Origin of the sequence: Spirosoma profusum, assembly GCF_014699005.1 — a bacterium.
Taxonomy (GTDB): Bacteria; Bacteroidota; Bacteroidia; order Cytophagales; family Spirosomataceae; genus Spirosoma; species Spirosoma profusum.
In genome coordinates this window covers 33,271-55,358 of the sequence record NZ_JACWZY010000028.1, presented here as the reverse complement: position 1 = coordinate 55,358, position 22,088 = coordinate 33,271, and the positions used below count along the sequence as shown (strand labels likewise).

Genomic DNA, 22,088 nt, shown 5'->3' with positions numbered 1-22,088 from the left:
GACAAAACTATGTCCATCTTAACCAAAGACGAAGCAAAGAAAATAATTGACAAGGCGCTCTCCTACGCCAAGGCCGACGAAACCAGCGTCAATCTGTCGGGGGGACGTACCGGCAACATTCGGTACGCTCGCAACGCCGTATCGACCAGTGGAGAAGGCACTAATCTTTCGATGAGTATAACGGCTGTTTTTGGCAAGCGTGCCGGCACCGCTACGCTCAACGAATTTGATGACGCGTCGATTGAAAAGACCGTTCGGCGAGCCGAAGAAGTCGCCCGTCTGGCCCCCGAAAATCCAGAATACGTACCAATGCTGGGGCCACAAACGTATCTTCCGGCTGATCCCTACTCTGAAAACACAGCTAAAATAGACCCTGATTTTCGGGCAAAAGCTACGTTCAATAGTCTTGACCCTTGCCGCAAAAAGAACCTGACAGCCGCTGGCTACATGGAAGATTCGACTCGATTTACGGCCATCGGTAATACCAAAGGACTGACGGCCTACAATCGGGAAACTTCCGTTGAATTTTCGATTACGGTACGTACTGCCGATGGAACCGGCTCCGGTTACGCCACCCGCGACGTAACGGACGTATCGAAACTAAGCACGAAAGACGCCACCGAGATTGCCATGCAGAAAGCGATGGCATCGACAAATGCCCGGGCTCTTGAACCCGGTAAATATACCGTTATTTTGGAGCCAGCTGCCCTGTTGAGCAACGTAGATGCCTCGCTGATGGCCGCCATGATGAATGGTTTAGATGCCCGAAACGCCGAAGAGGGACGTAGCTTTATGAGTAAAAAAGGCGGTACTACCCGACTGGGCGACAAGTTATTTGATGAGCGTGTCACCATCTATTCTGACCCGACAAATCTGGAAGTTCCCGCAGCCGCGTTTGGAGGAGGAGGGGGCGGTGGTCGATTTGGGGGCGGAGGCAGTGACGGGCGTCCGCAGGAAAAAATCACCTGGATTGAAAAAGGGGTTGTCAAGAATCTATCTTACTCCCGCTACTGGGCTGAGAAAAAAGGCGTCAAGGCCGTACCACCACCGGCCAATTTCATTATGGAAGGCGGCACGCAATCGCTAGCCGATATGATTAAAAGTACGGAAAAAGGAATTCTGGTCACGCGGTTCTGGTACATCCGCACTGTTGATCCACAGACACTTTTATACACGGGCCTGACCCGCGACGGTACGTTCTACATCGAAAACGGGCAGATAAAATTCCCCGTCAAGAATTTCCGCTTCAATGAAAGCCCGGTAATTATGCTCAACAACCTCGAAGCGCTAGGCAAACCCGTTCGGATGGGTGGTAACCTGATTCCGCCCATGAAAATCCGCGACTTTACGTTTACGAGTTTATCGGATGCGGTGTAAAAGTCATTAGTCATCCGTCGCTAGTCAACAAAATTATTGACTAGCGACGGATGACTAATGATTTCCATTAACAAACTCTTCTTAACCAACGACTATTGACTATCGACTATAATCCATGAACCGTCGAGATTTTAACCAGTTACTAAGTATGGGCACAGCCGGAATCCTGATGCCCTCATTACCCGCTTTTTCCCGATCGGTCACCCCAGAACAATTGCTGGAACCAGGTCTGGACGTAGCCATAAAAAAACGGCTGGCCGATGCAGCACTCAACACAGCAAAAAGCAAGGGCGCTACCTATGCCGATGTACGTATTGGCCGATATCTGAACCAGTTCGTTCTTACCCGCGAAAACAAAGTACAGGGCATTGTTAACTCTGAGTCGTTTGGCGTTGGCGTAAGGGTTATTGTGGATGGGTGTTGGGGATTTGCGTCAGTAGGCGATGCGCGGGATGAATCGGTTGTTGCCAAAGCCACCGAAACAGCCATCAAAATCGCCAAAGCGAACGCCCGCTTATTGACCGAACCCGTTCAACTCGCACCACAAAAGGGTTTTGGCGAGGTAAGCTGGAAGGCACCTATCAAACGTAACGCTTTTGAAGTTCCGATTAAAGAGAAAGTAGAGTTACTGCTGTCCTGCAACGCTGCGGCTATGCAAAACGGGGCCAACTTCGTCAATAACGTACTGTTTCAGGTGAATGAGCAAAAGTATTTTGCCTCGACTGACGGTACGTATTCCGATCAGGACATTCACCGAATCGGACCAAGTTTCACTGTAACAGCCGTTGACCCTCAGAACGGACGGTTTGCTACACGCAATTCATTAAGTGCCCCAATGGGAATGGGTTACGACTATCTGCAAACCAACCCAGCCGACAAGCTCACCGGCGTCACGACCCGCTATAACAAAGGGTACGACATGCTGGAAGACATCACCGCAGCAGCCAAACAAGCCAAAGAGAAACTCTCGGCCAAGTCGGTGGAAGCAGGTAAATATGACCTCGTCCTCGACCCGTCGCACACCTGGCTGACTATTCACGAATCGGTTGGACACCCGCTCGAACTCGACCGTGTACTGGGCTATGAGGCCAATTACGCAGGCACCAGCTTCGCTACGTTAGACAAGTGGCAAACAAAGAATTTCAACTACGGTAGTCCCGTCGTTAACTTCTTCGCCGACAAAACCCAGCAAGGCTCATTAGGGTTGGTTGGCTGGGATGATGAAGGCGTTAAAACTAAACGCTGGGATCTGGTGAAAGATGGCATTCTGGTAAATTACCAGGCCATTCGTGATCAGGTACATATCATCGGCGAAAATGAATCGCAGGGCTGCTGCTACGCTGACAACTGGAGTTCAGTACAATTCCAGCGCATGGCCAACGTATCACTGGCTCCTGGTAAAACGCCTTTGTCGGTTGACCAGATGATTAAAGACGTCAAAAAAGGCATCTATATTATCGGCGATGGCTCGTTCTCCATCGATCAGCAACGGTACAACTTCCAGTTCGGCGGTCAACTGTTTTACGAAATTAAGGACGGCCAAATTGCCGGTATGCTCAAGGACGTAGCGTATCAGGCTAACACCCGCGAATTCTGGAACTCCTGTGTAGCCGTCTGCGACGAAAAGGATTACCGGTTGGGTGGTGCATTTAACGACGGAAAAGGGCAGCCACCACAATCAAGCGCGGTATCGCATGGCAGCTCGACGGCTCGTTTTAATGGTGTTAACGTAATTAATACAGCACGGAAAATTTAAAAATGGGCCACAGAGATGCACGAAGGGTAACAGAGAGTCACAGAGAAAAATTATCTCTGCGTATCTCCGTTTGTCTTGACGGTCCGCCGTTGCGGTGCATCTCTGTGACCCAATCAACGAACTATGGCTATTTTAACCCAAGCAGAGGCAAAACGTATCATTGATAAAGCCCTCTCCTACGCCAAGGCCGACGAAACCAGCGTGAGCCTGACAGGGGGACGTACCGGCAACATACGTTATGCCCGTAACTCGGTATCGACCAGTGGCGAAGCTGACAATCTGGCGCTGGCGGTAACAGCGGTATTCGGCAAACGGTCGGGTACAGCAACCATCAACGAGCTGGATGATGCCTCGCTCGAGAAAACGGTACGTCGGGCGGAGGAAATTGCAAAACTCGCTCCTGAAAATCCAGAGTATATGCCGATGCTGGGGCCACAAACGTATCTACAAACCAATACGTATGCCGAAAGCACAGCAAAAATAGACCCTGAATTCCGGGCCAAAGCCGCTTTCGACAGCATCGGTCCCTGCAAAACGAAGAACCTGACAGCCGCCGGTTACATGGAAGATACGACTGGCTTTACATCCATCGGCAATAGCAAAGGACTTTTCGGCTATAACCGATCTACCGGTGTCGATTTTTCCATCACAGTACGCACCGCTGATGGACTTGGCTCCGGTTATGCTAATCCCGATGTTAACGATGTAACGAAGCTCAGCACGAAAGCAGCCACGGAAGTAGCTATGAGCAAAGCTGTTGCCTCCGTTAACGCTCGTGCGCTGGAACCGGGTAAATACACAGTCATTCTGGAGCCAACCGCGTCGGTCGAGTTATTACAAAACATGATGTTCAGCATGGATGCCCGCAATGCCGACGAAGGACGTAGCTTTCTGAGCAAAAAAGGTGGAGGAACTCGCCTGGGCGAAAAACTTTTCGACGAACGCGTCAACATTATTACCGATCCCATGAATGCCGAGTTGCCCTTATCGCCGTTTGGTGGAGGAGGGGGCGGGGGCGGAGGTGCCGGTCGTTTTGGCGGTGGCAGCGACGGTCGTCCACAGGAAAAAGTAACGTGGGTGGAAAAAGGCGTTGTGAAGAACATGCCAGCGACTCGGTTCTGGGCAGAGAAGAAAGGAATTAAAGCCATTCCTCCCCCCACTGGCATCATCATGATGGGTGGTACAGAATCGTTGGCCGACCTCATCAAAAGCACAACGAAAGGAATTCTGGTCACGCGGCTCTGGTACATCCGCGCCGTTGATCCGCAGACATTGCTGTATACGGGCCTCACCCGCGACGGTACGTTCTACATTGAAAATGGGCAGATTAAGTACCCTGTCAAGAACTTCCGGTTTAACGAAAGCCCGGTTATCATGCTCAACAATCTTGAAGCGCTGGGCAAGCCGGTACGTGCGGGGGGACACCTGATTCCGCCTATGAAAATTCGTGACTTTACGTTTACCAGCCTGTCTGATGCAGTGTAATATTATTATGCTGGGACGCAGAGATCACGGAGACACACAGAGATTCACAGAGAAGGATTTAGCGACAATTGTTATTGACAAAGCTATTGAAGTGCATCACACACTAGGGGCGGGTCTACTTGAATCAGCCTACCAGGAATGTTTATACTATGAACTGCAACAAACGGGATTGCTTGTCGAACGCGAAAAACAATGCCCGTGATTTATAAAAGAGCATGGCTACCGGGTCGACTTATTAGTAGAAAACAAATTGGTGATTGAGCTTAAAATCGTTGACACCTTAATGGAGATTCATGAAGCACAGGTATTAACGTATCTGAAAACGGGCAACTTTAAATTAGGATTACGTATAAACTTCCGCGTTAAGATGCTTCGCGAAGGCATCAGACGATTCGCTAATTTTTCTCTGTGAATCTCTGTGTGTCTCCGTGCATCTCTGCGTCCCAGCATAAAAAACACAATCCAATGAACCGCCGACACTTTAATCAACTTCTGGGCATGGGTACCGCCGGTATCCTGATGCCTCCCCTACCCGCCTTTTCGCGCCCCGTTTCGCCCGAAATGCTGCTGGAACCTGGCCTGGACGTAGCAGTCAAGAAACGCCTGGCCGATGCCGCCATGAATGCCGCCAAAAGTAAAGGCGCTACCTACACCGACGTACGTATTGGCCGCTACCTCAATCAATTTGTGGTCACGCGTGAAGACAAAGTGCAGAACATAGTCAACACTGAATCGTATGGCGTAGGCGTTCGCGTAATTGCTGATGGCTGTTGGGGATTTGCCGCCGTGGTCGATGCAAAAAGCGAGGCTGACCTGGCTAAAGCAGCCGAAAAAGCGGTAGCTATTGCCAAAGCCAACGCCAAACTGATGAAACAGCCCGTGCAGTTGGCACCCCAAAAAGGTTATGGCGAAGTAAGCTGGAAAGCGCCCATTCAAAAAAATGCGTTTGAGGTACCGATCAAGGAAAAAGTCGATTTGCTTTTATCGGTAAATAACGCAGCACTGAAAAACGGGGCCAACTACGTGAACTCCATTCTGTTCATGGTCAATGAGCAGAAGTATCTGGCGACTACCGATGGTACCTACGCCGACCAGGACATTCACCGCATCTGGCCACTCTCAACGGTGACGGCAATCGATGCTAAAACCGGCAAGTTCGAGACACGGCAGGGACTGAGTGCACCAGTAGGTATGGGATATGAGTACCTGCAAAGTAATCCGGCCGATAAAATCACGGGCATTACAACGCGCTACAACAAAGGGTACGATATGCTGGAGGACATTACCGCTGCCGCTAAACAAGCCCGTGCCAAGCATGCCGCTAAATCGGTCGAAGCTGGCAAATACGACCTCGTGCTTGACCCATCTCACCTGTGGCTCACCATCCACGAGTCAGTCGGTCACCCACTCGAACTTGACCGAGTACTGGGCTATGAGGCCAATTTCGCGGGTACCAGCTTCGCTACGTTGGACAAATGGCAGTCGAAAAGTTTCAACTATGGTAGTAAACAGGTTAATCTATTCGCTGATAAAACCCAGGTAGGTTCACTGGGAGCTGTTGGTTATGACGATGAAGGCGTACAAACCAAACGCTGGGATCTGGTGAAAGATGGTACGTTAGTAAACTACCAGGCCATCCGCGACCAGGCGCACATCATCGGCGAGAATGAATCGCAGGGATGTTGCTATGCGGATAGCTGGAGTTCAGTGCAGTTCCAGCGCATGGCCAACGTATCGCTGGCTCCCGGTAAAACGCCTTTGTCGGTACAGGACATGATTAAGGATGTCAAAAAAGGCATTTACATCATCGGCGACGGCTCCTTCTCTATTGATCAACAGCGCTATAATTTCCAGTTTGGTGGGCAATTGTACTATGAAATCAAAGATGGTCAGATTGCCGGAATGCTTAAAGACGTAGCATATCAGTCAAATACGCAGGAATTCTGGAACTCCTGCGTAGCGGTCTGCGATGAAAAAGACTATCGGCTAGGCGGGTCATTCTTCGACGGAAAAGGACAGCCTCCACAGTCAAGTGCGGTTTCCCACGGTAGCTCTACGGCTCGGTTCAATGGTGTAAATGTTATTAATACAGCTAGAAAAATATAAGTCATTAGTCGACAGTCATAAAGTTTAAATAAGCTAAAACTTTGCGACTGATGACTACCGACTGATGACTATCGACTGACTAAAATCATGGCAATCATACTCACTGAAGCAGAAGCCAAGACGCTGCTCACTAAAGTTCTCAGCTACTCAAAAGCCGACGAGTGCGAGGTCAATATTCTCGGCGAAGAACGGGGTAATCTGCGTTACGCCCGTAACGAAGTGTCGACCAGCGGCTCACTTATCAATAAAAATCTAGCGGTTCAGTCGGCATTTGGTAAAAAAGTCGGCGTGGCAACTATTGATGAGTTCGACGACGCATCTATAGAAAAGGTAGTACGTCGTTCGGAGGAACTGGCGCGACTAGCTCCCGAAAATCCGGAATACGTAAGCGTATTAGGGCCACAGCAGTATCTGAAATCAACCGGTTTTTTCGACACAACCGCCCAGATTACACCCGATAAACGCGCCGAGGCTGTCGATAAAAGCCTTCAGCTCTCGCGGGAGAAGAATCTGGTAGCCGCCGGCTTTTTGCAGGACCAATACGGCTACACCGCCATGATGAATTCCAAAGGGTTGTTTGCCTATTACCCCAGCAGCAATGTAAATTTCTCGCTAACGGTACGTACCTCCGACGGCAAAGGATCAGGATACGTAGCACGCGGTTATAGTGATTTCAGCAAATTAGACACGGCCGAAGCCACACGTATTGCCATCCAGAAAGGTCAGGGATCAGCCGAAGCGAGAGCCATCGAACCTGGCAAATACACCGTCATTCTGGAACCGACGGCCGCCGTCGTGCTGCTCGAAAACATCTTCTTCAACATGGATGCCCGATCTGCCGATGAAGGTCGGTCTTATTTCAGCAAAGCGGGCGGCAAATCGAGATTGGGCGATAAGATTGTCGATGAGCGCGTTACGATCTACTCCGACCCGACGAATCCCGAGTTGCCCGCTTCTCCCTGGTCGGGCGATGGGCGTCCGCAGGAAAAAACGATGTGGATTGAGAAAGGAGTAGCAAAGAATCTATCGTATTCTCGCTACTGGGCTCAGAAAACAGGCAAAAAAGCCATTCCAGGCCCTAATAACGTGATTATGATGGGTGGCAACGCTACGTTGGAAGACATGATCAAGAGCACCCAGCGCGGTATTCTGGTCACTAAACTCTGGTACATCCGCGAAGTAGATCCACAAACGATCCTGCTCACCGGCCTCACCCGCGACGGTACGTTCTATATCGAAAATGGAAAAATCAAGCATCCAATCAAGAACTTCCGTTTCAACGAGAGTCCGATTATCATGCTTAATAATCTCGAATCCTTGGGCAAACCAGAGCGCGTGGTCAGCACCGAAACCGACCAGAACTACCTGATTCCGCCTATGAAAATCCGGGAGTTTACGTTCACGAGTCTCTCAGATGCGGTGTAAGTGTGTTATTGATGTAAAATGGTCACGATCCGATACGGAGTCATTCAGGACAAAAGCGCACTTTGTGAATTGTATCGGGACGTAGCGCGTATCAGTCAGGGCATTGCCCGAACTGAGATCGAAATCACGGATGAATACGTAGCGTCGCTATTCCAAAGTACTGAAAAACAAGGACTGATGCTCGTTGCGACCGACGTATCGAACCGACTTGTAGCCGAAATCCATGCGTCGAAATACGGCATCCATATTTTCGACCACATTTTAACTGGTCTGACCATTGCTGTTCATCCTGATTTTCAGGGCAAAGGTGTCGGCAAAACGTTATTTCAGGCATTTCTGACCGAAGTGCAGGTTCGATTTCCGGAAGTGCTGCGTATTGAACTGGAATCGAGAGCTTCGAATCAGAAATCTATCGGGCTCTATCGGAGTCTGGGATTTGTTCAGGAAGGCACGATGTTGAACAAAACCAGAAATGCGGACGGATCTTTTGAAGACAGCCTGTTAATGGCCTGGACTAAAAATAAATGAATACTGATTACTGAATAATGATTTATCTGACACGTGCCATTTAACATTATTCAATAACCAGTATTCTTTCGTTAGTAAGCTATGATTGCTATTACCGATGTTAGTGAGTCCGATTTATCGATTATACAGGATATTGCTCACCGAACCTGGCCCAGTACGTTCGAAGCCATTCTGTCGCCTACGCAAATCAGCTATATGCTCGAAATAATGTATAGTCTGGATTCGCTCAAGGCGCAGATACAGGATAAAAATCATGTCTTTCTGCTGGCGAAAGACCAGACAGATGATGAACCCCTGGGCTACGTATCCTACGAGTTGAATTATAAAAAAGAGCCGTTAACCAAGGTCCATAAAATATACCTTCTGCCCAGTAGCCAGGGCAAAGGCGTCGGGCGATTATTGATCGATAAAGTTGCCGAAATCGCACAATGTAACGGAAACAACCGACTGGGGCTGAACGTAAACCGATTTAACAAAGCGCTTCAGTTTTATGAACGAATGGGCTTTTTGATGGTTGGCCAGGAAGATATCGACATTGGCGAAGGGTTTCTGATGGAAGATTTTATTTTGGAAAAACAGTTAACGTAGCATGGCTACGAATTGCACAAAACTGGACAAACGCTATTGAAACCGTTTTTTTTCACCCGAATCCAATATACCTCCGGCGACTGGGATACCGATCAGCGAATGCCTTCGAACCTGCTGCATTCACTAGTCGAATACACTACGTTGCCGGTCGATCAGAGGGAACGGGTGGTCCATTTAAGCAGTCCTGACCTGTTCAAAAGCCCGTTCTGTTACCTCAGTGGACATAAATTGGTGGAATTTTCGGCGCAGGAACGCGACCATTTCAAACGCTACGTTCAAAATGGCGGATTCGTATTTGTCGATGATTGCAATCACGACGTCGACGGGCTGTTTGCGAAATCGTTCGAGCAGGAAATGGCCCGAACGTTTGGACCAAAAGCGTTACAGAAAATACCGAACACACACCCAATTTATAGCTGTTTTTTTAAGTTCGACGATGGGCCGCCCACTACGTCGTTCGAACTAAATGGATGGGGTGATGATCTGGTCCACGACTATCTCAAAGCCATAACCATCAACGGACGTATCGGTGTGTTGTACAGTAACAAAGACTACGGCTGTGAGTGGGATTACGATTTTCGGAACAAGCGATTTCTGGCCGAAGACAATACAAAATTTGGAGTGAACATTGTTACGTATGCGCTTACGCTTTAAAAATTATGACACAGAGTTGCACGGAGCTGCACAGAGACATATTAACTCTTTGTGCATTTTGGTGCAGCTCTGTGACTCAATCAACTGAACAACCTGAATAGAAATTGGATACACAACATTACAAAACACTCGTCGCTAAACTACCGCTACTAAAAGCAGAAATCGGGAAAGTCATCATCGGGCAGCAGGACGTTATCAACGAAGTACTCATTACGTTGCTGGCGGGTGGTCATTGTTTGCTCGAGGGCGTACCGGGATTGGCCAAAACGCTGATGGTCAAGACCATGTCCGATGCGCTGGCGATGCGTTTCAAGCGCATTCAGTTTACGCCCGACCTGATGCCCGGCGACATTGTTGGCACCGAAATTCTGGAAGATGACCATGAAACGGGTCATAAAGTTTTCGTTTTTAACCGGGGACCGCTGTTTGCCAACGTAGTACTGGCCGACGAAATCAACCGGACTCCTCCCAAAACGCAGGCGGCTATGCTGGAAGCCATGCAGGAATACAAGGTTACATACGGTGGCACCGACTACGAACTTCCCCGGCCTTTCCTGATCATTGCCACTCAGAACCCAATTGAGCAGGCCGGTACGTATCCGCTTCCCGAAGCCCAACTCGACCGATTTCTCCTTTATATAAAACTGAGTTATCCGTCGGAAAATGAGGAGTTGAACGTACTGAAAAGTACCACCGGCACGGCCAAACCAAAACTGGAAACAGTGCTCTCCGACAAGGACATTCTTGATTTGCAAACCTTAACCCGGCAGGTGCATATCAGCGACGAACTGATCGACTATATCAACCGGCTGGTACGTTCCTCACGCCCGCAAACCACTACGTCGGCTTTTGTGAAGCAGTGGGGCGAATGGGGCGCCGGTCCTCGTGCCGGACAGGCGCTGGTGTTGTGTGCCAAAGCACGTGCGGTGCTGCATGAGCGGTTTTCTGTCATCTCCGAAGACATTCAGTCGCTGGCGTACCCCGTGCTACGTCACCGCATCGCCCTCAACTTCCGCGCTGAATCTGAGGGCATTACTACGGATAAGGTGATCAGTGAATTGCTATCAGCAGTTAAATAGCAATTACGCAGAGATGCACAGAGCAGATAGAGATTCGCAGAGAATTCTCTGTGCGTCTCTTACTTCTCCGCGAATCTCTGCGTAACAATTTGTCACATACATGCTCACTCAAGACCTCATCAAACTAAATAACCTCCAACTGGCTGGAAAACTAGTCAGTGATGAGTTGATGCTGGGTGTTCAGCAGAGTCGGCGGTCGGGTATTGGAACCGAGTTTGAGCAGTTTCGGCACTACGTTCCGGGCGATGATCCGAAACGTATCGACTGGAAATTATTTGCGAAAACCGGGCATCATCTGGTACGGGAATCGGCTACGGAAAGTAATCAGCAGATTCGGCTGCTACTCGATTTGTCGGGTTCGATGAATTACGCCGAAGGAAAAATCAGTCGCTTGCAATATGCGAAAATCCTGCTAGCCTCGCTGGCGTATCTCACTAACAGACAGGGAGATCAATTGAGTTTGTACGCACTTCAACAGGGTTCGGTGAAACCGCTCGTTCCGTCGGGCAAACAGGCTTTTCTGAAGATTGTAGCGCAACTCGAAGCAGCTCGTGCAGAAGGTCCCTGGAGCAATCAGGGCGATGTGATTCCTGAATTCGGTCGTAAACAAAATGAGATGCTCATAATTGCGTCAGACTTTTTACAGGTGAATGATGAGTGGGTAAACCTCATTCAAAAAGTGGCCGCTCCGCGCCGGGAAATTGTCCTATTTCAGTTATTGGGCGATCAAGAACTGGATTTTTCCATGAGTGGCTTTTACCGATTTCAGGACTTAGAAACGGGCAAGGAACTTGAATTACAAGCCGATACAATTCGAGAAACGGTTCGCCAGCGAGCCACTGATTACCTGGCAAGTCTGGACGAAAGTCTTCGCTTACCACACGTTCGGTTGATACGTATCCGATTGAGCGAACCCATTGCGTTAGTGTTAAAACAGTTTTTGTTGACTTAGAACTGACCTGATGTCATTCATTGAGCCATTGTTGTTGTGGGGAGCGTTGGCTATCGTTATTCCGGTGGCTATTCACTTCTGGCACCAGAAGCGCGGAAAACCGCTACCCTGGGCGGCTACGCAATGGCTCATTGAAAAGCAACAGCAACAAAGTCGTGGGCTTCGACTCGATAATATTCTGCTGTTGATTATTCGCTGCCTGCTGCTGGTTCTGCTTGCCTTTTTACTGGCTCAGCCTATGTCAAACTGGTTGGCAAAGCCACCTGTTATCCGGAAAGTTCACCTCGTTCAGCCGAATACCACCGTTGCCGACAATTTTCGATTTGAATTAGCGGAAGCACAAAAAAAAGGCGAACGGATTGCCTGGGCCGATGAACAGCTTACTACGTTTGGCGAGAATGCCACTGCTTCGAAACAGTCGGTGAAGCCGAATACTTTATCAATTCAAACGGCTATCAATCAACTTGATACAAAAAATACAGAGCTTCACCTCTACGTTCTGAACAACCAAACCCTGGCTGACGTACCTGTCATAACGGTACCGGTACGGTTTCATCTGCATCCGCTTGTCGATTCAATCGCAGAGTCCCGCCCGTATTTGAACGTACAGCAAAATAAAAAGCTGTTCATGAATCTGGCAGGGAAACTGACTGCGGCATCCACGCTAGATCCAGCCCTCAGATTTCAGTCGGCACCGACCCATTCAGGCACTTTATTTACGTTGATTAATTATCGAAACCCACGAGAACGGCAAACTGTAAAGGCCGCTCTGAAAGCACTGATGGACGTGTACTCGCTGGATTTAGTCATTGACGAACAACCAGTTCCAAATCGAACGTATCATTGGGTTTTAGCCGATCAGCTACCTGCCAAGCCGCTTCCGCAAATACTCTATATCGTGTCGGCGCCCGTGCAACATCTGGGGTTACGTAACGTCATTTTTACGAATGAAACACTAACGCCCCAAACCTCGGATCGGGTCGAAACAGGGCAGTTACCAGAGTGGCTGGGGGAGCATTTGGTACGTCATTTGGGGCTTTATACCAATCAAGTGCCATTGAGTCAACAGGATGTAAAAGCCCTTTTTATTCCATCTACGAAAATCGACAAACAGCAACAGGCCGGATTTCAGAACGCACTCTTACTGGTTTTTATCAGTTTACTACTAGTTGAACGCTGGCTTGCTTTAACCAAAAACGCATGAACGAACTAAAACGCCTGCTTGCATCGGTAACCTACCAGTTGTATGCCAATGCGCTGCTACGTTGTCTGTTGATAGCGGCATCGGCTTATCTGCTGACTGTTACGTTCGCCGGTCCATCGGTGGTCTGGCCGTGGCTGGCTGGCCTGGCTGGATTTTCCGCTGGTGCCATCATTACCAAACTTTATCAGAGTAAAAAAGAGCAGGCCATCCGACTCATTCACCAGACTGTCGGAAATGTCGAATACAGCTTACCCTTGTTGGCCAAACCAGAGCTTAATCTAGCCGAACAATTACAGGTCGAGCGACTGAACGAACACATTCAGAACGTGCGCATCCCTGTTGTGCTTTGGTCGAAAATCAGTTTGTATGTACTGCCTTTGCTGCTGGTGCTGGGAGTTCACTACGTTTTTCCAATTTTTCAGAAAAATACGCCCGGTAGCCCTAAAGAACGAGGTTTTCTGAAAACGTTCGTAACAGAACCTGAGCCGATTCCACCAACGTTTAAATCAGCCAGTCTGCACGTTAAGCCACCTGCCTACACGCGTCTGTCCGATACGCGCTCGAATAACCTGAACGCATCAGCCACGGTCGGCGCTACGTTGACGTGGCAAGTACAATTCACTGACAATCAGAACGTATTAGTACGTCTGGTTGGAAGTCGTGGGCAAGAACTGGCTTTTCGGAAAGCAGGAGACGGGTTTACGTATCAGGATAAGTTGGTCAGTTCGGGTTTGTATGCCATCAAAGCGTACTGGCGGATGGAAAACAAACGCGATTCGCTCATTTATCAATCTGATTTTTATCGGCTCGAAGCCAAACCCGATCTGGCCCCCAAAATCGAGCCCAACTCAAAGGAATTATACAAATTTCACTTCTTGAAAGACCCAAAAACGTTGACTATTGGTGCTAAAATCTCAGACGATTTTAACGTATCACAAGCGTTCATTGTGGCGACCGTAGCGCGGGGATCTGGCGAAAACGTGAAATTTCGGGAAATAAAACTACCCCTCAGTCAAGAAAATTTCCAGGAAGCAAAACTGACTAAAGCGCTTGATCTCAACGCCTTGCAATTTGCGCCCGGCGATGAACTGTATTACTACTGGGCCGCTTTCGACAATCGCCAGCCCGAACCAAATTTCACCAAGTCAGATACGTATTTCGTGGTGTATAAAGACACGACGCAAGCCGAAGAAAGCGAACTGGCAACGATGGCGGTTAACATCATGCCGGAATATTTTCGAAGTCAGCGCCAGATTATCATCGATACCGAAAAACTGATTGCGAGTCGTAAAAAGATGGCCGACAAGTTGAACGCGACCCCGGCCTTCAAAAGCCAATCCAATGAAATCGGTTTCGACCAGAAAGCGCTACGTCTCCGATACGGACAATTTTTAGGCGAAGAGTTTGAAAAAAACATCGGGGGCGGCAGTCCTCTGCCCACCAACGGCGATGGTGCGGTTGTGGCTGGAATGGCAGCCATTCAGGCTTACATGCACAAGCACGACGAGGGCGAAGGCGAGCAGGTAGCCCCTACTCCTGCACCCGCCCATAGCGCCGATGACGGCCATAATCACGGCGGGGGCGGCAATTCAGACGACAAAGACCCTGTAGCTGCGTTGCTGGAGCAATATATGCACTCGCACGACGATACCGAAACCAATACGTTCCATGAACAGTCGACTCGTTCGTTACTGAAAATGGCGCTGGAAAACATGTGGCAATCGGAACTGCATCTGCGCCTGTATGAGCCCGAAAAAGCCCTGCCTTTTGAACGCGAAGCCCTGAAATATTTGAAATTATCGCAGCAGAAGGCCCGTTCCTACGTCAAGAAAACCGGTTTCGACCCGCCCCAGACCAAAGAAAAAGAAACCCGGCTGACGGGCGAGCTGAAGAACGTAACAGACGCGTTTCGTCAGGAACGTAGCTATAACCAGCAGCGTATTGAAGCGTTAGTTGCTGAAACGCTTGGCTTTCTGGATTTGCCGACGCTGAGTTCCAGGCAACGCCAGACTGTTCAGCAACTTGGCAACGCGCTGACCGAACGGGTTGTAAATAGTGGTATTACAAACTGGTCAGTGCTGGCGACACTCCAGAAATTGGTGGCGGGTAAATCAATCACGGTCGTAGAAAAAACTGGTCTCAAAACCCGCTTGTACGCCTTAGCGAACCCCTCGGAACGTACTGGCGCAAACTACATGAGCGACCGTAAACTACAACAGGTTTTCTGGCAACAGTTAAAGTAAAGCCAATGCAAAGTATTGTAAATTGGACCGATCCAATCAATTGGCTCATTGCCACTACGTTGCTCATTCTGCTGGTTGGCCAAATCTGGCTGATTGCCCGAAATCCGTCGCTCAGCATCGGGCGGAAATGGGTAAGGGGTGGATTAAATGGGCTGCTGTGGTTGCTATTGACCGGTTATTTTCTTCAGCCTGAGTGGCCCATCGACCGACCTGCCCGGCATATTTTACTCGTGGGCGATGGCGTACCGTCTGCCTTTGTCCGGCGCATGAAGGATAGCCTGCGTATTCAGGAAAGCTTTACGAGTCAAAATTTCAAAGCGAATGTTGATTCGGTAACAATGTTGGGCCAACGCTTCCCCACCGAAACGCTCACGAAACTGAGTAACGTAGCACTACGTTGGATTCCTTACGACGCACCCGATCAGCTTCAGTCGATTCGCTGGAAAGGCATTGTGCAACAAGGTGAAATGCAGCACGTAACGGGCCGAATTTTCTCCTCAGAAACCCAACCCTTGAAACTTCGTTTCGGCAATCGAACGCTGGATAGCGTGGCGCTACGTGAGGGGGATAATACGTTTGCGTTCCAGTTTCCGGCGTTTGCCCTCGGGCAGAATCAGGTGAACGTAATACTGGGCAGCACTACGTTGGATACGCTACGTTATTTCGCCCGTTCCAATCAGCCACTCACCATTCAGTTTTTGCTCAACAATCCTGATTTCGAAAGCAAAACCCTGGCCGACTGGCTTGGAAAACAGGGACATAGTGTAACCATTTCCGCTACGTTATCTAAAAACCTCAGCAGTACACTCAGGATCAACAATCCTGGAAAATCCATTAGCAAAACGCCGGACCTCATCATTACCGAGCCAGCCAATGCTAACAACGTAGCAGTTCGTAAGGCAATAGTCAGTGGCAAGGCCGTCATGTTTATCAACCTTACTAATCCGGAAACAGATTGTCAACTCATTAATCGGGCGATGGGAAGTCGTTGGCAAGTTCGGAAAATGAGCAATGAGCCGATAATACCGCTTTCGAATGGACTGAACGCCCTACCCTACCGTTTTGTCGACAATCTGAATCAATTTCCGGTGACGAATTTCCCCGTCGCTGTGCAGCAAACGACAGGCCGTTTGGGTGTCAGTCTGTTAAGCGAAACGTATCCGCTCGCGCTCAGTGGCGACAGTCTTACGTATACACGCCTGTGGACGAGCGTACTGGCTCGTCTGGTGCGACCGGATCAGAATACTTTTCAGGTCGAAGCTCCGGTTTTTAAAGGAATCCGGCAGTCCATTTTGGTAAACAGTTCCGGAAAACCCGCTCGATTTGTTCGCGTTGGTTCAGACACTACGTATCTGCATCAATTACCCATCAACGAACGCTTATTGGAGGGTGTATCGCTGTTCCCGCAATCGGGCTGGCAGTCGGTGCAGGATACACTGGCGGTGTATGTGAATGACGTAGTAGCCGATGATTTACTACGTAACAAACAGATAATTAGTCAGTTCATAAAAGCTCATTTGCAGCAGCAAACCATCCGTACTACGTTAAATCAGGCGATATCGGCGCAATTACCAAACTGGATTTGGTTGTTATTTTTAATTACGTGTTTCACAGCGTTGTGGGTCGAGCCGAAAATTAGCTGAGATTCGATTTTAAAGAGGTCATTTCGAGCTAATCTGTTATAGTCCTAATCCTTGGAAAGTGTGTAAAACTATTCCCTTCGAGGATTATGACTGATACAGATTAGCTAGTGAAGCTGTTTAAACTTTTCTTTTTGAGCCAAACTCGGGTGTATTTTTTTGTCATGCTGAGGCACGAAGCATCTTAAAGTTGCCTATCAATCGACTTTAAGATGCTTCGTGCCTCAGCATGACAAAAAACAGCCAATTCACCAGCATTTTACTAAGTTTAAACAGCTTCAGTAATTAAGTGAACAATTTGTGCATTTCCCCGCTTCGCAGTACACTACTTTTCCCAGAAATGGGACACTTTTAGAGCCTTTTACACATCCGCTCGTACCTGAGTTACATTTGCAACTTTCAGCGGCCACCCTTGCTCTTGATACAAATCCGTCATTGGTTGCGGAATTTGTAAGAAAATAGGCCAGCGTTTTGTCTACTGGAACTAATACAACTCGTCCATAGGCACTTACAACCACAAATTCGTAGTTTTCAGGCATTTCTTCTATCGAGTTTGCCTTATAAAGTTGTTCCGTGTTTTTTCCCTGATAAGCAGTAACAAATTTTCTTAGTCCTTCCTGAACTTCTTTTACATCAAGTATTTCGGATGTAATACACTTCAAACCACTCAGCCCACTTTTCTCGGTTACAAAGTGAATATCTTTCGAAAAATCAATCACTTGACTATTCTGAATTTCTACATCCTCACTGCCAATACGAGCAGAAGTCATGTTTGTACATGCTCCACATTGATCATTCATTAAACAACCAATCGTCGTTTTCTGAATGGTTGACACTAACGGGCTACACCCAGAACCTTGTGTACATTTACAAGTCACTTTACCACCAGTAAGGGCTGTTTCAGCAACTCTGGCACCAGACCCTGTCAGGCGATAATTTATGGGCAGCGTAAATAAAAGTGAGTGAGGATCATTTTCAATTTTTTGAATAACCGTCCCTTTTGGTAAGGTCAATTGATTGTCTACCAACGCTTCTTGTTCCAGCGTAAACGAATTGTTTTTAGTGTTTAGCCCTAGATTTACTTTAGCTTGCAGTCCACCAATTTCCATGTACTGGTTGTCATCTTGTGATTTTACGGGCGTGTCACTTTCCTTTTTACAGGATACTACATAGCCTAAAGACAAAAATATAATTGCCGCAAAAGCCCATAAACTTTGATAATTTTTCATTTCTTTACATTGGTTTGATAGTAAGACATTGAACTACTAAAAAAAGCCCTGCGTCCTGTCTCCAAACTAGCGTGGGGTTTTCTATGCGCAATATTGACACTTTAAATAAACAAAAAAATAATTATAGGACATTTATATAATTATTTATAATCACTCTGTAGTTACATAAATCACCTGTATTAAGTATTTAAACTACGTAAGTGAGATATAGATGATATAAAACATACGAATGATATATCAGCAAATGAGGCAGCATTTTTTACTTCAGGAAATATTCTTCAAATAGTTATAACTCCTAACAAAAAACCGCTTGTCCGCACCGAACGTAGTGCGTCAATGCAAAAACTAGTATATTCCATTTTCGTTTCTTAGCTTACAGAATCATATTTCTCAAACCCATATTGCCGATGCCAGTCTTCACCTTAGGAATTGAAGAAGAGTTTCAAACAATAGACCCCAGTTCAGGCGAGTTGCGTTCGCACATGTCAAAAATTGTCGATGGCGGACAAATTGTGCTTCAGGAGCGTGTAAAGGCCGAAATGCACCAGGCCGTGGTGGAAGTTGGAACCAATGTGTGCAACAATATTCAGGATGCGCGTCAGGAGGTTACGTACCTCCGCAAGATGATCATCGAACTGGCCGAAAAACAAAACCTTAAAATAGCCGCAGCTGGTACGCATCCTTTCTCCGACTGGCAGGAACAGCTTATTACGCCCAATGAGCGTTACGACCGGCTCATCGAAGAATTGCGCGACGTAGCACGATCCAACCTGATTTTTGGTCTGCACGTCCACGTTGGTATCGAGAGTCGGAACGAGGGCATTCAGATTATGAACGCAGTACGTTATTTTCTACCTCACATTTACGCACTCTCCACCAATTCACCGTTCTGGCGGGGACGTAACACGGGCTTTAAATCGTATCGCTCCAAAGTTTTCGACAAATTTCCCCGGACCGGAATTCCCGACTTTTTCTCGTCGGCGGCCGAATACGACGAATACATTAATCTGCTGGTAAAAACGGGGTGTATCGACAACGGCAAGAAAATCTGGTGGGATATCCGGCTACACCCGTTCTTCGATACCATCGAATTTCGTATCTGCGACGTACCGATGCGAATTGACGAGACGATTTGTCTGGCCGCCATTATGCAGGCGCTGGTTGCCAAAATCTATAAACTCCACAAGCAAAACCTTAATTTCCGCCCGTATCGACGGATTCTCATCAACGAAAACAAGTGGCGGGCCGCTCGTTACGGTATCGAAGGAAAACTCATTGATTTTGGCAAACAGGAAGAAGTACCGACCCACCATCTGATTCACGAACTGCTCAATTTTATTGACGACGTAGTAGATGATCTGGGCAGCCGGGCAGAGTGTGAATATGTCCTGAAAATTTTGGAAATGGGCACCGGTGCTGATCGGCAAATCGCTGTGTTTCAGCAGCACAACAACCTGAAAAGCGTGGTCGATTATATCGTTCAAGAAACTTCTTATGGTATCCAATAGTTGTTAGTAAGGTGGCTTTCATCCCCCAATATTGTTGACAGTTCTCTGTTTTCGGTTGTCCGTTTTGCCGATTTAAACGTCTAAATACCGACAACAGAAAGCTGTCAATTTGTTTAACAGATGCATTTACCTCTATGAGTCTAGTAAAAATTGCCGTTCTGGATATGAATAACAACCATGCCAACGAAGGTATGCGTTGTATTTTACAGCTAATCCGTAACGTACAGGGTAACGATCATGACCAATTGGCATTCGACGTATTTAATGTTCGGGCTGAAAATCAGGTTCCTGGTCTGGACTATGATATTTATATTTCGTCGGGAGGGCCAGGAAGCCCCATGGCTTCGACCGATGCGTGGGAAGCCCGCTATTTTGACCTGATCGACCAGCTTTTCGACTGGAACCAACGTAGCGAACGCAAGAAATTTGTTTTCCTGATTTGCCATTCCTTCCAACTGGTAACCCGTCATCTCGATGTGGCGGTATTGAGCCGACGCCGATCAACTTCGTTTGGTATTCTACCCGTTCACAAAACCGACGATGGTTGTACGGAACCATTGCTACGTGGTCTGCCCGACCCTTTTTATGCCGTTGATTCGCGCGATTATCAGATTACATCGCCAAACCTCGAACGGATGGAAGAGTTAGGCGCAACTATTTTATGTCTCGAAAAAATTCGTCCACACGTACCACTCGATCGGGCTATTATGGCTGTGCGTTTTTCGCCTGAAATCATTGGAACTCAGTTCCATCCCGAAGCCGACAATGAAGGGATGTTGCGGTATTTCAAGAAAGAAGAAAAGCGCAATCAGATCATTAATAATTTCGGTCAGGCCAAATATGACGACATGGTCGCTTATTTACAGGACCCCGATAAAATTCCGCTGACTGAATCTGTGATTTTGCCAGGTTTCCTACGTCGAGCGATTTCGTCGTTAGCACCTGCCGAGCAGTTTGCAGAATAAACGTAACATCAGGCCGTTTTTGGTCAAACTATCTTACTCAAACCCAGTAATCTGTCAACCGGTTACTGGGTTTTATGAATCTGAACCATGATACAGTTCGTTCGTCAATCGTTCAATGCAGCTTTCAGCCCGGAAACCTACCGGGCTTTCCTGGATAAAATCAACGCCGACCTACCTGGCCTGTTAGATTTTCGTGTAGCCGAAACGCCTGTTTTTGTACCGAAACTACTGACAGATAAGATTTTACAGGCTTGCGATGATATTGTCAGCGTCATAACTCGTGACGATTTTAAGGCATTGACCGAAAATGCCATTCCCGAGGGTCAGCGTGTACCGAATGAGGATGAACACACGCAGTTTCTGGCCGTCGATTTTGCGGTTTGTCATGACAACTCAGACGGTCCTTCGCACGGAGAACTAACACCACAGCTTATTGAGTTACAGGGGTTTCCTTCGCTTTATGGTTTTCAGCCTTACGTAGCAAATCTATTTCGGACGTCGTATCCAATTCCTGACAATCTTTCCCATCTCTTCGCAGTCGATACCAACGACGATTATCTGGCCCATTTGCGCGATTTACTCGTTGGTGATTGCAACCCGGAAGAAGTGATTTTGCTGGAAATTTACCCGGAGAAGCAAAAAACACGTATCGACTTCGTGTTGACGGAAAAACACACCGGCGTTAAAGCGGTTTGTCTGACCAAAATTCGGAAAGAAGGCCGGGAACTGTATTACGAAAAAGACGGTCGGCAGATACGTATCAAACGGATTTATAATCGATTGATTTTTGATGATCTAACCAATTTCCCCGATTTACAATCTGACTTTCACCTGACCGACGACGTAGACGTTGAGTGGGTTGGGCATCCGAACTGGTTTTTCCGCATCAGCAAATACACGCTTCCGTTGCTAAAAAGTCCCTACGTACCAACGAGTTATTATCTCTCCGACCTCGCTACGTACCCAACCGACTTGGAAAATTACGTATTGAAACCGCTTTTTTCATTTGCCGGAAGTGGCGTAAAACTGAACATCACCCAAGCCGATCTTGATGCCATTCCCGTGGAACAACGAGACGGTTACCTGCTGCAACGGAAGGTGAAGTACGAACCCGTCATTCAATCGCCCGACGGATTGGTAAAATGCGAAATCCGAATGCTCTTCATCTGGCCCAAAGATGACCCAAAACCTACTCTGATGACAAACCTGAGCCGTTTGAGCCGGGGGGAAATGATCGGAGTTAATTTCAACAAAAACAAAGATTGGGTCGGCGGTTCAGTCTGTTTCTTCGAAAAGTAAGTATCTACCTTTTTTCACAGAGATACACAGAGGGTAAAGCTCTATTGCCT

17 protein-coding genes and 1 pseudogene are annotated in these 22,088 nt (G+C 47.8%); 17 read left to right on the top strand and 1 reads right to left on the bottom strand.

Annotated features, from left to right (window positions below; genetic code table 11):
• Positions 1-9: 9 nt before the first annotated feature.
• From IC229_RS25990 to IC229_RS25925, 14 genes and pseudogenes are all read left to right on the top strand, one after another.
• Positions 10-1,377 carry a TldD/PmbA family protein gene (locus IC229_RS25990; RefSeq protein WP_190890430.1) on the top strand — a complete coding sequence of 456 codons (1,368 nt, stop codon included), beginning with the start codon at positions 10-12 and terminating at the stop codon, positions 1,375-1,377.
• Between the two features lie 115 nt (positions 1,378-1,492).
• Entirely contained in the window at positions 1,493-3,133 is a 1,641-nt protein-coding gene (locus IC229_RS25985; protein WP_190890429.1) for a TldD/PmbA family protein, read from the top strand.
• 123 nt (positions 3,134-3,256) lie between these two features.
• Entirely contained in the window at positions 3,257-4,618 is a 1,362-nt protein-coding gene (locus tag IC229_RS25980; RefSeq protein ID WP_190890427.1) for a TldD/PmbA family protein, read from the top strand.
• Positions 4,608-5,030 (top strand): annotated as a pseudogene (locus tag IC229_RS25975) (GxxExxY protein). Before IC229_RS25980 ends, IC229_RS25975 begins: the two are co-directional and overlap by 11 nt.
• 53 nt (positions 5,031-5,083) lie before the next feature.
• Positions 5,084-6,724 (top strand): TldD/PmbA family protein, encoded by a 1,641-nt coding sequence (locus IC229_RS25970; RefSeq protein WP_190890426.1) that lies wholly within the window; start codon positions 5,084-5,086, stop codon positions 6,722-6,724.
• Positions 6,725-6,811: 87 nt separating this feature from the next.
• Positions 6,812-8,149 carry a TldD/PmbA family protein gene (locus IC229_RS25965; RefSeq protein WP_190890424.1) on the top strand — a complete coding sequence of 446 codons (1,338 nt, stop codon included), beginning with the start codon at positions 6,812-6,814 and terminating at the stop codon, positions 8,147-8,149.
• An 18-nt stretch (positions 8,150-8,167) separates the two neighbouring features.
• Positions 8,168-8,677: a GNAT family N-acetyltransferase gene (locus IC229_RS25960; RefSeq protein WP_190890423.1), complete on the top strand. Its 510-nt coding sequence runs from the start codon at positions 8,168-8,170 to the stop codon at positions 8,675-8,677.
• An 81-nt stretch (positions 8,678-8,758) separates the two neighbouring features.
• Positions 8,759-9,265 (top strand): GNAT family N-acetyltransferase, encoded by a 507-nt coding sequence (locus tag IC229_RS25955; RefSeq protein WP_190890421.1) that lies wholly within the window; start codon positions 8,759-8,761, stop codon positions 9,263-9,265.
• 36 nt (positions 9,266-9,301) lie between these two features.
• Positions 9,302-9,919 carry a DUF4159 domain-containing protein gene (locus tag IC229_RS25950; protein WP_190890419.1) on the top strand — a complete coding sequence of 206 codons (618 nt, stop codon included), beginning with the start codon at positions 9,302-9,304 and terminating at the stop codon, positions 9,917-9,919.
• 104 nt (positions 9,920-10,023) lie between these two features.
• Positions 10,024-10,998 (top strand): AAA family ATPase, encoded by a 975-nt coding sequence (locus tag IC229_RS25945; protein WP_190890417.1) that lies wholly within the window; start codon positions 10,024-10,026, stop codon positions 10,996-10,998.
• A gap of 100 nt (positions 10,999-11,098) precedes the next feature.
• Positions 11,099-11,950, top strand: a complete 852-nt coding sequence (locus IC229_RS25940) for a DUF58 domain-containing protein (RefSeq protein ID WP_190890415.1) — start codon at positions 11,099-11,101, stop codon at positions 11,948-11,950.
• A gap of 10 nt (positions 11,951-11,960) precedes the next feature.
• Positions 11,961-13,154, top strand: coding sequence for a BatA domain-containing protein (locus IC229_RS25935; protein ID WP_190890414.1), 1,194 nt, complete (start codon positions 11,961-11,963; stop codon positions 13,152-13,154).
• Complete coding sequence (locus tag IC229_RS25930) at positions 13,151-15,397, top strand: hypothetical protein (RefSeq protein ID WP_190890412.1); 2,247 nt, start codon at positions 13,151-13,153, stop codon at positions 15,395-15,397. The genes IC229_RS25935 and IC229_RS25930 overlap by 4 nt, the downstream gene beginning before the upstream one ends.
• Before the next feature lie 5 nt (positions 15,398-15,402).
• Positions 15,403-17,040, top strand: coding sequence for a hypothetical protein (locus tag IC229_RS25925; protein ID WP_190890410.1), 1,638 nt, complete (start codon positions 15,403-15,405; stop codon positions 17,038-17,040).
• Positions 17,041-17,315: 275 nt separating this feature from the next.
• Here IC229_RS25925 and IC229_RS25920 read toward each other — a convergent pair whose 3' ends face one another.
• Positions 17,316-18,266, bottom strand: a complete 951-nt coding sequence (locus tag IC229_RS25920) for a hypothetical protein (protein WP_190890408.1) — start codon at positions 18,264-18,266, stop codon at positions 17,316-17,318.
• Between the two features lie 407 nt (positions 18,267-18,673).
• Between IC229_RS25920 and IC229_RS25915 the strand changes: the two genes are divergently transcribed.
• The 3 genes from IC229_RS25915 (at position 18,674) to IC229_RS25905 (ending at position 22,038) form a co-directional block, all read left to right on the top strand.
• Entirely contained in the window at positions 18,674-19,774 is a 1,101-nt protein-coding gene (locus IC229_RS25915) for a carboxylate-amine ligase (RefSeq protein WP_190890407.1), read from the top strand.
• 134 nt (positions 19,775-19,908) lie between these two features.
• On the top strand, positions 19,909-20,739 hold the full coding sequence (locus IC229_RS25910) for a type 1 glutamine amidotransferase (protein ID WP_190890405.1): 831 nt from the start codon (positions 19,909-19,911) through the stop codon (positions 20,737-20,739).
• Positions 20,740-20,826: 87 nt separating this feature from the next.
• Positions 20,827-22,038, top strand: a complete 1,212-nt coding sequence (locus tag IC229_RS25905; RefSeq protein ID WP_190890404.1) for a hypothetical protein — start codon at positions 20,827-20,829, stop codon at positions 22,036-22,038.
• Positions 22,039-22,088: the final 50 nt, after the last annotated feature.

Coding starts and splice junctions, on each gene's coding strand:
- IC229_RS25980 (WP_190890427.1), top strand. CDS start 3,257: ATGGCTATTTTAACCCAAGCAGAGGCAAAACGTATCATTGATAAAGCC.
- IC229_RS25935 (WP_190890414.1), top strand. CDS start 11,961: ATGTCATTCATTGAGCCATTGTTGTTGTGGGGAGCGTTGGCTATCGTT.
- IC229_RS25905 (WP_190890404.1), top strand. CDS start 20,827: ATGATACAGTTCGTTCGTCAATCGTTCAATGCAGCTTTCAGCCCGGAA.
- IC229_RS25930 (WP_190890412.1), top strand. CDS start 13,151: ATGAACGAACTAAAACGCCTGCTTGCATCGGTAACCTACCAGTTGTAT.
- IC229_RS25990 (WP_190890430.1), top strand. CDS start 10: ATGTCCATCTTAACCAAAGACGAAGCAAAGAAAATAATTGACAAGGCG.
- IC229_RS25915 (WP_190890407.1), top strand. CDS start 18,674: ATGCCAGTCTTCACCTTAGGAATTGAAGAAGAGTTTCAAACAATAGAC.
- IC229_RS25910 (WP_190890405.1), top strand. CDS start 19,909: ATGAGTCTAGTAAAAATTGCCGTTCTGGATATGAATAACAACCATGCC.
- IC229_RS25940 (WP_190890415.1), top strand. CDS start 11,099: ATGCTCACTCAAGACCTCATCAAACTAAATAACCTCCAACTGGCTGGA.
- IC229_RS25985 (WP_190890429.1), top strand. CDS start 1,493: ATGAACCGTCGAGATTTTAACCAGTTACTAAGTATGGGCACAGCCGGA.
- IC229_RS25970 (WP_190890426.1), top strand. CDS start 5,084: ATGAACCGCCGACACTTTAATCAACTTCTGGGCATGGGTACCGCCGGT.
- IC229_RS25960 (WP_190890423.1), top strand. CDS start 8,168: ATGGTCACGATCCGATACGGAGTCATTCAGGACAAAAGCGCACTTTGT.
- IC229_RS25925 (WP_190890410.1), top strand. CDS start 15,403: ATGCAAAGTATTGTAAATTGGACCGATCCAATCAATTGGCTCATTGCC.
- IC229_RS25920 (WP_190890408.1), bottom strand. CDS start 18,266: ATGAAAAATTATCAAAGTTTATGGGCTTTTGCGGCAATTATATTTTTG.
- IC229_RS25965 (WP_190890424.1), top strand. CDS start 6,812: ATGGCAATCATACTCACTGAAGCAGAAGCCAAGACGCTGCTCACTAAA.
- IC229_RS25955 (WP_190890421.1), top strand. CDS start 8,759: ATGATTGCTATTACCGATGTTAGTGAGTCCGATTTATCGATTATACAG.